This is a genomic window from uncultured Bacteroides sp., from assembly GCF_910585845.1.
Taxonomy (GTDB): domain Bacteria; phylum Bacteroidota; class Bacteroidia; order Bacteroidales; family Bacteroidaceae; genus Bacteroides.
Map to the genome: position 1 here is coordinate 1 of NZ_CAJUHF010000076.1, position 10,840 is coordinate 10,840.

The following is a 10,840-nucleotide window of genomic DNA, read 5'->3' on the forward strand; positions in this document are numbered from 1 at the left end:
GATATCTATAGGGCAGGTTCATGAGAAAATTTTAAAAAAGTGATAAAGTCAGGAAAAGGCGGTTTTAGGCATAACCAATCTGTTGCCGAAAAGCAAAGAGGCGCTTCTCCGCATACCCTATTTCGGTAAGAAGGGAGTAGAGAAATACGGCGATGAACTGCTGGATATCGTGCGGAAGTACAGAACGGAGAGCGGAATAGGAGAAGTATCGTCGGAGGATTAAGTCCCGTCTCTTTAGAAGCTGAAAGCCCATCGTTTTGCTTATGCGAGACTGGGCACCGGCCGATGCCTCCCGAATGGTTCCCTTCCCTTCCTGATACCCCTTTCCCATGAAAGAAAACGCGTATCTTGTGGGATAGATAATTTCCTCTCGCGGAACGGATATTTTCGTCCCATGAAGTGAAAAATTTCGTCTCATGGAGTGAATTTTTTCGTCTCACGAGCTGAAAAAATCCGTCTCACGGGACGAATTTATTCCTCTCGCGAGACGGATTTTTTTTAATAAGGTCCGTTTTTTCCGTGTTGCACTTCTATTCTTATGCCGAATGAGCCGTTGGCAGATTTCAGTTCGAAAGCCCCCTTGAAGTTGTTCCGTTCCCACGGCAAGGCGGAGGGGTTGGGAACTTTCCACCCGTCTTTGTTATACTCTCCGTACGTATTGAGTCGCATTCCGTTCTTTAGCCTGAAACTTCCCATCTGCAGGTTCTGTGTAGACGCCCCGAAGCCGGTCAGTCCGAAAGGGTTGGCGCCGTACACCGTGGAGCTACCCAAACTGAACAGGTTGGAATATCCCTGCGAATAGCTTACGTCGGGATTCAGGCGGAACAGGAAACTATAATCCTTGCTGGCATCCGGAACCTCTAAGTTGAACTTAGGCATTTGGGGTGCCGCCGTCTTCATCAGGTTCATGTCCAAGAGAAAACCGTCGAAATCTTTCACGCCCGACAGGTCTATGCTGCGGATGGTGTCGGCGGTCGTTTCGTTTTGAGCGCCTGCCTGCATGGCAAGGAGGCAAAGGAGTATGATTAGGCTGATCCGTTTCATCGTCGAATGTTTTTATAATCAATGGCGAATATACGGAATATGCGGGAAATATGGAAATAGGAAAGGAAATTTCTGTCCCACGGGTCAGTCGTGCACGTGGCTGTCAGTTGACAATCAGTTTATATCCTATTCCGCGTACGTTGACGATGCGTATGCGTCCGTCTTTCGCAAGTTTGTGGCGCAGCTTGGTGATGAAGACGTGCAGGCTGCGGGAGTTGAAGAAACTGTCATCGCCCCAAAGGTCGAGCAGGATGCTTTGCGAGCTGACCACTTGATTACGGTTTTCGCACAGCCGTTTCAGTATTTCAGCTTCGCGGTGGGAGAGTTCCGTCTCTGTTCCGGCATGCGAGAGCTGCTGCGTGACGGCGTTGAAGCGGTAGTCACCTATCTCGAAGCGGGTCTTTTCCGGTTGGGGAGCCTCGTCGAAGCGGAAGGCCCTGCCGACGAGTGCCTTGATGCGCACGATCAGTTCCTGCATGCCGAAGGGTTTCTTCAGATAGTCGTTGGCGCCCAGTTCGAAGCCCTCCACCACATCATGGATGGCGGAGCGGGCGGTGAGGAAGAGTACCGGCGTCTTTCTGTCCGTCTGACGGATGCGGCGTACCATCTCGAAACCATCCAGATGCGGCATCATGACGTCTGCCACTACTACGTCGGGGCGCAGGTCGAAGAAGCGGCGCAATCCTTCCATGCCGTCGTTGGCGGTGTGGATGACGAAGTCCTGGCTCTCCAGTGTCTCTTTGATAATCATGGCGAGGGTTCCTTCGTCCTCAACCAGCAATACGTTGATTTTCTCCATTCCTTTATTATTTTTTCTGACAAGATATGCCGCGTTTTGCAACGAATAATGCGGTATTTTGAAACAAGCCGTGTTTTGCTTTAAAACAAGCCATGTTTTGTTTCAAAACGAGCCATGTTCTCTATCGCAATAAGCCATACCATTTTCTGCAGCAATCCTTGTCATTCAGATTCGTATCGTAAATGTACTTCCTTTCCCCGGTTCGCTCTTCACACTCACGTTGCCATTATGCTTCTCCGTCATGGTTTTCACGTAGAAAAGCCCCAGACCATATCCCTTCGTATTGTGTACGTTTCCCGTCGGCACCCGGTAGAACTTGTCGAACACGTGCGGCAGTTTGTCCGCAGGAATACCCGTTCCGTGGTCGTTGACGGCTATTTCCACCTGTCCGCTTTCCGTCTTCCGGCAGCGGATGCCGATTTCGGCTTTTGCGGGAGAGTATTTGATGGCGTTGTCCATCAGGTTGCTCAGGATGTTGCTGAGGTGGATGCGGTCGGCGGTGAGGACCAGCTCTTCCGGTTCGATGTCGAGCGCGACCTCCACGGGCTTTCCCGCTTTCAGCCGGTGCTGTTCGATGAGGGTGGGGAAGAGGGTCTTCAGGCAGATACGTTCCGGATGGAGGCGGAACGACTTGCGCCGTTCCATGCTCATGGAGAGGATCTGCTCGACCAGCCCGCCCAGCCGTTGCAGCTGTTCCTGGCAGATGCCCAGGTATTTCTCCCTCTGCTGCCTGTCCTCCGCAAGCCCGAAGTGGAGCAATGCGTCGTTGGCGGCATACGCTACGGCGATGGGCGTCTTCAGTTCGTGGGTGATGTTGTTGGTAAAGTCGCTTTTCATCTCCTCCAGCGTCTTTTGCCGCAGGATGGTACGGACGAGATACCCGAAGGTGAAGCCCAATATGAGCAGTATGACGAGGGACGTGGCAAGGATGCCGCCCATTTGTTTCAGTATCAGCCCGTCTACAGGTTCCATCGTCAGACGGTAGGTTTCGCTGAGGCTCATGTTGAGCGTATAGTCGTAGCGCACCGCCTTCTTGCTGGGCAGATACCCTGCGGACTGCACCCTGCCCAAGGTATCGACAAAGACCTGCGACGAGTCCGGTGTAGTGTGCGTACGGAAGTACTCCAGGTGGTGGGGGAGACGGATGCCGTACTCCTGCAATTGGAGGGTCAGCAGGCTGTCGTAGACGGTAATGTCGGGCGAAGAGAAGAGGTCGATGCCGGAGTGTATTCCTCTTTGGATGAATCCTGCCAGTGCTTGCGTGCTTCCTTGGTCGTGTAAGATTAGTGCCAGCCCGTTGTCGCTGCGTAGCATGGCGCTCGACTCCTCCGGTGCCAGCGTGTCTTTCCGGAGTCTGTTTCCTTCGTCATCCTTGATGTCCCTGCTCACCACCGGATTCTCACTGCCCGCTTCGTAGCCCGCCTGCACCTCGACGGAACCGTGCTGCCCGTTCTCCCGTTGCATCTTCTTGATGCGGAGCATCATCTCGCGGTAGTCGCTCATGCGCATTGCCTCGTGGATGTTTTTCTCCATTTCGTGCGTCATGGTGCCGTATAAGCCTGTGAGCCAGTAAGCCTGATAGGCAAAGGTGCCCGTCAGGGAGATAAGGACCAACGTGGCGATAAGTCTGAATGGCAATTTCATGTTTTCTCTGATTTATGCTGGCAAAGATAAGAAAGATACCGCCAGTCAGGACACCGGATAAGACTAAATAACAGTTCCGATAACAGTAAATAAGACTATGTAAGTTGCCGGTAACCTGAAATCCGGAGGAATAGCCCTTTCTTTGCACCGTCTGATTATTGATTTTATGAATATGAAACAGAAATGCAAATCCCTTCTTCCCCTGTCGTTCTGCCTGCTGAGTGCAAGCCTTTCTGCACAGGGAACTCCCGAAAGCGCCTGCGCTTCCGGCGAGCGGACTCTCAGTGCCGACAGCCTGGTCGCTGCCGACACCCGTTTGGACAGTATCTATCAATCCCTTCCTGAAATCATGATTACCGGGCAGCGCCCCATCGTGAAGGCAGAACAAGGCAAACTGGTCTACGACCTGCCCCGCCTGATCGGCAGTCGGCACGTGGATAACGCCTACGATGCCGTAAAGGAACTGCCGGGCGTGACCGAGATGGAAGGGCGGCTGATGCTTGCCGGACAAAGTGTGACTGTAGTGCTGGACGGCAAAGTGACCACCCTGACCACCGAGCAACTCTACGCCCTGCTGAAAAGCATCCCCGCTGGACGCATCGCGAATGCCGAAGTCATGTACAGCGCTCCGGCGCGCTATCAGGTGCGCGGGGCATTGATCAACCTCACCTTGAAACCAAACACCGACGCCCCCTCTTCCTTGCAGGGAGAAGCCTACGGCAAGTATCGTCAGAAGCACTACGAAGGCTTCAGCGAGCGCGTCAGCCTGATTTATAACCGGAAGAAATTCTCGGCAGATTTTCTTTACTCACACACCCACGGCAGGGGATATACCCTGACCGACAAGGACGCCCTGCACGCCCAGACAGACGGTTCCACCCACCACATCACCACCGACGAGGCGGGGCGGAGCCGTTCGCACACCCACAGCTTCCGCGCCGGAGCGGACTACAACTGGAGCCAAGCGCATCAGCTGAGTCTGGTCTATAACGGAAACTACTCGACCTACCACAGCCTGATGGACATCTTCGGCACCCAACGGTCCGACACCCGTAGCCGCAGCCGCGACTGGCTGCACAATGCCCGGCTGGACTATCGCACTCCCTTCGGACTGAAAGCCGGAGCCGAAATGACGTACTACCGCTCTCCCTCCAGCCAACAGCTGCACAGCATCCTGCAAGGCGAGGAACTTGCTTTCCGCACCGAAGATTGCCAACGCATCAACCGCTGGAAGTTCTTCCTTGCCCAAGAGCACGACTTGGGGCGCGGCTGGGAGATGAACTACGGTGCAGTCTATACCACAAGCATCGACCATAGCTACCAGTTCTATTATGATACACACACCGCCGCCGTGCGCCGCACCGCAATTCCCGCCGACATGCAGTCGCGTCGTCGCGAGCAGACCCTGAATCTCTATGCCGGATTCAGCAAGAGTTTCGGTGACAAGCTCTCTCTGGACGCTTCGCTTGCCGCAGAACATTACCGCACGCCGGCATGGAACCAGTGGGATGTCTATCCGACCCTCAACCTTAGTTATACTCCCGCTCCCGGACTGGTCTGGCAACTTGCCTTGAGCAGCGACAAAGTATACCCCGACTATTGGGCAGTGCAGGATGCCGTCTCCTACCTGGGCGGCGGATATTCCGAAGTCCGTGGGAATCCCTCGCTGAAACCGGCACAGGAGTATCAGCTCCAACTGACGCACATTCTGAAGGGCAGGTATATCTTCAGCGCATGGTTCTCTTACATCAAGGACTACTCTACCCAGACCCTCTACCAATCTCAGGAGCGGCTGGTGGAGATCTACAAATACCTTAACTTCAACTTCCAGCAGCAGGCAGGAGTGCAAGCATCCGTCCCGTTCGGCATAAAGCACTGGCTGGACTCGCGGCTTACGCTGGTCGGAGTGTGGCATCGGGAGAAAGACGATGATTTCTGGGACCTCCCCTTCGACCGGAGTATCTGTTACGGCATTGCCATGCTGACTAACAGCATCACCCTCTCGAAGAAACCGGATCTGAAGCTGACCCTGACCGGAATGGTGCGCAGCAAAGCCACGCAAGGCATCTACGATTTGCCTGCGTCGGGTTATGTGAATGCCGCCTTGCGCTACGGTTTCGCCCGCGGCAAGGCAGTCCTCACCCTCTACTGCGACGATATCTTTGAGACAGGACAGATCAGTCCCCGCATCCGCTTCGCCACACAGCACGTGACGAACAGTTATGGCTGCTTCCGCGAAGCCGGCGTTTCGGTCGCGTACAAGTTTGGCGGCTACAAAGAGAAGAAGCGGGCAGGGGTAGACACTTCGCGTTTCAAGTGACGTCCCGGCGGCAGACGTCCTCTTGCCGCCCCGGCATCTGCTTCATAAGAGCATATCGCATACGATAAACATCAGAATAGACTGTCTTATCTCCCCGATCTTTCCTAACTTTGTCAAAACAAAAAGAAATATCAACCTTCCGCCCGTTCCTGCCAAAGGAGGGCGGAGCTTAAATGAATGTATTATGATTAACAGATTTGTTTTGAACGAAGTATCCTACTTCGGACCGGGTGCCCGCGAAGTGCTCCCACAGGAGATTAAACGTCTTGGATTGCATAAAGCGTTTGTATCAACCGACAAAGACCTGATCAAGTTCGGCGTGGCCGACAAAGTATTGTCCGTATTGGACAAGGCAGGTATTCCATACACCGTGTTCAGTGACATCAAGCCCAACCCGACAGTCAGCAATGTGAATGCCGGCGTGAAGGCCTTTGCCGAGTCCGGTGCCGACTTCATCCTTGCCATCGGCGGTGGCTCTTCCATCGACACATCGAAAGCCATCGGCATCATCACTAACAATCCCGAGTTCAGCGACGTCGTTTCTCTGGAAGGCGTGGCTCCTACGAAGAAGAAATCTGTCCCCATCATTGCTCTGCCCACTACTGCCGGTACGGCAGCCGAAGTGACCATCAACTACGTGATCACCGACGAAGCGAACGAAAAGAAGATGGTATGTGTGGACCCGAACGATATCCCTGCCATTGCCATCGTAGACGCCGAACTGATGTACACCCTGCCCAAAGGCCTGACAGCCTCTACCGGACTGGATGCCCTGACGCATGCCATCGAAGGCCTGATCACCAAAGGTGCGTGGGAAATGAGCGACATGTTCGAAATCAAAGCCATCGAAATGATCACCCGTTATTTGGAGACGGCAGTGTTTGAACCGACCAATGCCGAAGCCCGCAACGGTATGGCAGTGGCACAGTATATTGCCGGTATGGCATTCTCAAACGTAGGCTTGGGCGTCGTTCATGGTATGGCACACCCGTTGGGAGCCATCTTCGACATACCTCATGGTGTGGCGAATGCGCTCTTGTTGCCCATCGTGATGGAATTTAATGCACCCGCTGCCCTTGATAAATATGTGGAAATCTCCAAGGCAATGAATGTCTATCGGGAAGGAATGAGCAAAGAAGAGGCTGCCCGTGCCGCCGTAGATGCAGTGAGAGCCTTGGCTGTAAGGGTAGGCATACCGCAATACCTTTCAGAACTGGGCATCAAGGAGAGCGACCTCGACAAACTGGCTACTGCCGCTATTGCCGATGTCTGCACTCCGGGTAACCCTCGTGAGGTAACGAAAGACATTATTCTGGAATTGTATAAGAAAGCACTTTAAAAGAAGATATCTCTTTGTCGTGATGCCCGCGGAAAGAGCAGTTCAGGCTGTCTCGTTTTCGCGGGCATCTTGTATTGTGTTGACTCGCTCAGCAGCTGCGGAAAGCAGGAGACGAAATCAGCATCCGCATTGATACCAACGTCATAAATATCCTGCTCGACTTGGAGCCGTGGTTGCGGACCATGCATCATGACACTGCCCGAGATGAAGGAAGTGGCTGAGAAGTATAAGGACCGCCTGACCATAATCAGTCTGAGCAGCGATACGAAGAAAGGTTGGAAGGACGCATTCTTGATACTGCTACGGTTCTACGGATTCATGTCAATTATATCCCGAAATACTGGATACGGATAGACAAAGGCATCCGGCTGGTAGCAGACGACGGAACTGTATGCCCTGTGCTTCGGTCGGAAGGCATCTCCTTAGGCGAGAAATTCTATGTGCCGGAGAGTGGCGAAGCCGACTACACGCTCTATTTCGCCCCATTGCCTGCCGGTGCGCGTGCTTTTGACATGGTGGAATCGGAAGCCCCGAATGCAGACCGTTTGGAAGGCATCGCCCTGAGCATTGAATAAGATAATCTCTCCTTTACCTTTTTTATCTTGCTATCTGCGTCGTTTTTCGTACTTTTGCAACCTTATAAAAAGAAAGTTATTACAAAGAAAGGAATATGCTGTATGAAATCAGACATTGAAATCGCTCGCGACGTAGAGCTGAAAAAGATTAAACAGGTAGCCGAAAGTGTAGGCATCCCACGTGAAGAAGTAGAGAACTACGGACGGTATATAGCCAAAATCCCTACTCATCTGATTGATGAAGAGAAAGTAAAAAAGAGTAACCTGATACTGGTCACGGCAATCACTGCCACCAAGGCTGGTATAGGTAAGACCACCGTATCCATCGGTCTGGCGTTGGGACTGAACAAGATCGGTAAGAAGGCCATTGTCGCCCTGCGTGAACCTTCGCTGGGTCCCTGCTTCGGGATGAAAGGTGGTGCCGCAGGTGGCGGATATGCCCAGGTGCTTCCTATGGAGAAGATAAACCTGCATTTCACGGGAGACTTTCACGCCGTCACATCGGCACATAACATGATATCCGCCTTGCTCGATAATTATTTGTATCAGCACCAGTCGGATGGCTTCGGACTAAAAGAAGTTATCTGGCGTCGTGTGCTCGATGTGAACGACCGCTCTCTGCGTAGTATCGTGACAGGTTTGGGTCCCAGCACCAACGGTATCACCGAAGAATCAGGTTTCGATATCACTCCTGCCTCCGAGATTATGGCGATTCTTTGCCTGGCAAAGGATATGGAAGACCTTAAACGTCGGATTGAGAACATCATTTTAGGTTTCCGCTTTGATGGCCAGCCCTTCACGGTAAAGGAATTAGGAGTGGCCGGTGCCATTGCCGTATTGCTGAAAGATGCCATCAACCCCAATCTGGTGCAAACCACCGAAGGAACTGCTGCCTTTGTTCATGGAGGTCCGTTTGCTAATATCGCCCATGGTTGCAACTCCATCCTTGCGACAAAGCTGGCGATGACTTTCGGCGATTATGTTGTGACGGAAGCAGGTTTCGGTGCTGACCTTGGTGCGGAGAAATTCTATAACATCAAGTGCCGCAAGAGTGGTCTGCAACCTCGCCTGACGGTGATTGTTGCCACAGCCCAAGGATTGAAGATGCACGGCGGCGTCAGTCTCGACCGTATTAAGGAACCTGATATGGAAGGCTTGCAACATGGATTCGGCAATCTGGATAAACACGTGCGTAATCTGCGTTCGTTCGGTCAGACGGTGGTCGTTGCTTTCAACCGTTTTGCGGCGGACACAGACGAAGAGGTGGAAGCCATCCGTCGTCATTGTGAGGAGAAACTGGGTGTAGGCTTTGCTGTCAACAATGCTTTTGCCGAAGGAGGCGAGGGAGCTATGGAGCTTGCCAACCTGGTAGTAGACACTATCGAACACCAGCCCTCCGAACCGTTGAACTTCACATACAATGACGCGGACAGTGTAGAACGTAAGATCGAAAAAGTAGCCTGCAATCTCTATGGCGCCAGTGTCGTGACTTACAGTACCCATTCACGTAAAATCATCAAGCTGATTGAGCAAATGGGCATCAGTCATTATCCGGTTTGCATAGCCAAGACGCAATACTCTTTCTCCGCTGATCCGAAGATATATGGCGCAGTTGACAATTTTGAGTTCCACATCAAAGATATAGTCATCAATAATGGTGCGGAGATGATCGTTGCCATTGCCGGAGAGATTCTCCGCATGCCCGGACTTCCAAAAGAGCCGCAAGCAATGCATATCGATGTCGTGGATGGAAAGATAGAGGGGCTGAGTTAAGGCTCTTAATCTGTCCGGAAAATTTTTACTAATTTTTCATCGGATTATTAGAGCTTGTTTAAATTTTCTTCAAAAAGTTATTTATTCAGCTTCTTTTGGGCTTCTTTAGAGTTTCTTTTCGGTCTGTTTTTCTGTTTTTATTCGTCACATAGCCCGCTATGCTCCTCATAAAAACAGAAAAACATCCTCAAAAAGAACTCTCAAAAGAAGGCTGAACAGAATTTAAACAGGCTCTTAGTAAAAATAGGGTGGAAAATTAGTAAAAATCCGGAATGCACTATCCGATGAATATTCCTCAATTGAATATTCCTCAATGAACGGATTGAAGAACTCAGAGTATCGTAATGAAGAAGACAACGAAGATATACAAGGACATACCAGCAGGCTATCCGCTCTGCCTCCATACCGACTGTCCGATGGCTGATACGTGTCTGCGGCAGATAGCTTATCGCCGACATGCGGAGTTGGACACATATCTGAAACTGATTAATCCCTCGAAATGCAGCAAACAGGCAGATTGTCCACACTATGTGAGCAACCGTCCCGTGAGGTTTGCCAAGGGATTCGTGAACTTCAAGAAGCAGATGTACCCCGACCAGTATGATAAGTTCATGACATTGCTCATCTGCCATTTCGGACGCAATCAATACTTCAAACGAAGGCGCGGAGAGATTGTCCTCTCTCCCGAAGAACAAGAGGTCATCCAAATAGCTCTTGAAAAGGCCGGAGTAATCCAACCTATGGAGTTTGACGAGTATGTCGAATCCATCAACTGGATACCCTGAAGCAATTTATATCTTGAAGCAATTTATACCTTGAAATGATAACAATAAAAAGTGAATATGACTTCAAAGGTAGTCGAAGTCATGAGGTATTCCAGTATCAGTTGACTGAAACTCCAGTACCAGATAATATACACTAAAAAGGGTACTGGTCAAGAGTAAAAGGATAAAAGAGTTTTGGCATAATGTGTTTGGACGAACTTGTGTCAACAAATAAGATGTTGTTCGTTGGATATGGATATATGCAGGCACAAACACATAATGGCATTTAATATTTCAACTTTTGACATATGGATGAAAATTATGATGAATTACTGTCTCTGATTACCCATGGGGTGGAAATAGAGAAGAAAATAGCCCGTGGGAACATGAATCAATTCTTGGATTGTCTGAAACTGGAGAACGCACTTATCTTCGGTTCTAAGTATCTGGAAACATTTTCTTCCATGAAAGCAAAAGAAAGGTTGGATATTTACGATGCAGCATATTATACTAATTGACTATCAATCTTTTATGGCTTAAAAGATAGAAGGCTCAAAAAATTACTTGTTTTTTCGCCGAAAA

9 protein-coding genes and 1 pseudogene are annotated in these 10,840 nt (G+C 50.9%); 7 read left to right on the top strand and 3 right to left on the bottom strand.

Going from position 1 to position 10,840, the window contains the following annotated elements; all coding sequences use genetic code 11:
* Positions 1-49 precede the first annotated feature (49 nt).
* Positions 50-223: pseudogene (locus QZ323_RS13810) on the top strand (HRDC domain-containing protein); the annotation flags it as partial.
* Positions 224-498: 275 nt separating this feature from the next.
* On the opposite strand, the gene QZ323_RS13815 reads toward QZ323_RS13810, so the two are convergent.
* The 3 genes from QZ323_RS13815 to QZ323_RS13825 all read right to left on the bottom strand — a co-directional run bounded on the left by QZ323_RS13815 (position 499) and on the right by QZ323_RS13825 (position 3,487).
* A complete protein-coding gene (locus QZ323_RS13815) occupies positions 499-1,044 on the bottom strand; it encodes an occludin (RefSeq protein ID WP_294635285.1) in 546 nt (181 codons plus the stop codon).
* Positions 1,045-1,147: 103 nt separating this feature from the next.
* Complete coding sequence (locus tag QZ323_RS13820; protein ID WP_294635286.1) at positions 1,148-1,843, bottom strand: response regulator transcription factor; 696 nt, start codon at positions 1,841-1,843, stop codon at positions 1,148-1,150.
* 165 nt (positions 1,844-2,008) lie between these two features.
* Positions 2,009-3,487, bottom strand: a complete 1,479-nt coding sequence (locus tag QZ323_RS13825; protein WP_294635287.1) for a HAMP domain-containing sensor histidine kinase — start codon at positions 3,485-3,487, stop codon at positions 2,009-2,011.
* Between the two features lie 172 nt (positions 3,488-3,659).
* Between QZ323_RS13825 and QZ323_RS13830 the strand changes: the two genes are divergently transcribed.
* From QZ323_RS13830 to QZ323_RS13855, 6 genes are all read left to right on the top strand, one after another.
* Entirely contained in the window at positions 3,660-5,807 is a 2,148-nt protein-coding gene (locus QZ323_RS13830) for an outer membrane beta-barrel family protein (RefSeq protein ID WP_294635288.1), read from the top strand.
* Positions 5,808-5,991: 184 nt separating this feature from the next.
* The gene (fucO, locus tag QZ323_RS13835; protein WP_294635289.1) at positions 5,992-7,146 is read left to right on the top strand and encodes a lactaldehyde reductase; all 1,155 of its coding nucleotides are present in this window, start codon (positions 5,992-5,994) and stop codon (positions 7,144-7,146) included.
* Positions 7,147-7,421: 275 nt separating this feature from the next.
* The gene (locus QZ323_RS13840) at positions 7,422-7,721 is read left to right on the top strand and encodes a hypothetical protein (protein WP_294635290.1); all 300 of its coding nucleotides are present in this window, start codon (positions 7,422-7,424) and stop codon (positions 7,719-7,721) included.
* A 102-nt stretch (positions 7,722-7,823) separates the two neighbouring features.
* A complete protein-coding gene (locus tag QZ323_RS13845) occupies positions 7,824-9,494 on the top strand; it encodes a formate--tetrahydrofolate ligase (protein WP_294635291.1) in 1,671 nt (556 codons plus the stop codon).
* Between the two features lie 344 nt (positions 9,495-9,838).
* Positions 9,839-10,279 (top strand): DUF6078 family protein, encoded by a 441-nt coding sequence (locus tag QZ323_RS13850; protein WP_294635292.1) that lies wholly within the window; start codon positions 9,839-9,841, stop codon positions 10,277-10,279.
* A 287-nt stretch (positions 10,280-10,566) separates the two neighbouring features.
* Positions 10,567-10,776 carry a hypothetical protein gene (locus tag QZ323_RS13855; RefSeq protein WP_294635293.1) on the top strand — a complete coding sequence of 70 codons (210 nt, stop codon included), beginning with the start codon at positions 10,567-10,569 and terminating at the stop codon, positions 10,774-10,776.
* The last annotated feature ends 64 nt before the right edge of the window (positions 10,777-10,840 follow it).

Excerpts from the sequence above, each read along its gene's own strand:
- fucO (WP_294635289.1), top strand. The coding sequence starts at position 5,992 with ATGATTAACAGATTTGTTTTGAACGAAGTATCCTACTTCGGACCGGGT.
- QZ323_RS13855 (WP_294635293.1), top strand. The coding sequence starts at position 10,567 with ATGGATGAAAATTATGATGAATTACTGTCTCTGATTACCCATGGGGTG.
- QZ323_RS13845 (WP_294635291.1), top strand. The coding sequence starts at position 7,824 with ATGAAATCAGACATTGAAATCGCTCGCGACGTAGAGCTGAAAAAGATT.
- QZ323_RS13850 (WP_294635292.1), top strand. The coding sequence starts at position 9,839 with ATGAAGAAGACAACGAAGATATACAAGGACATACCAGCAGGCTATCCG.
- QZ323_RS13820 (WP_294635286.1), bottom strand. The coding sequence starts at position 1,843 with ATGGAGAAAATCAACGTATTGCTGGTTGAGGACGAAGGAACCCTCGCC.
- QZ323_RS13825 (WP_294635287.1), bottom strand. The coding sequence starts at position 3,487 with ATGAAATTGCCATTCAGACTTATCGCCACGTTGGTCCTTATCTCCCTG.
- QZ323_RS13830 (WP_294635288.1), top strand. The coding sequence starts at position 3,660 with ATGAAACAGAAATGCAAATCCCTTCTTCCCCTGTCGTTCTGCCTGCTG.
- QZ323_RS13815 (WP_294635285.1), bottom strand. The coding sequence starts at position 1,044 with ATGAAACGGATCAGCCTAATCATACTCCTTTGCCTCCTTGCCATGCAG.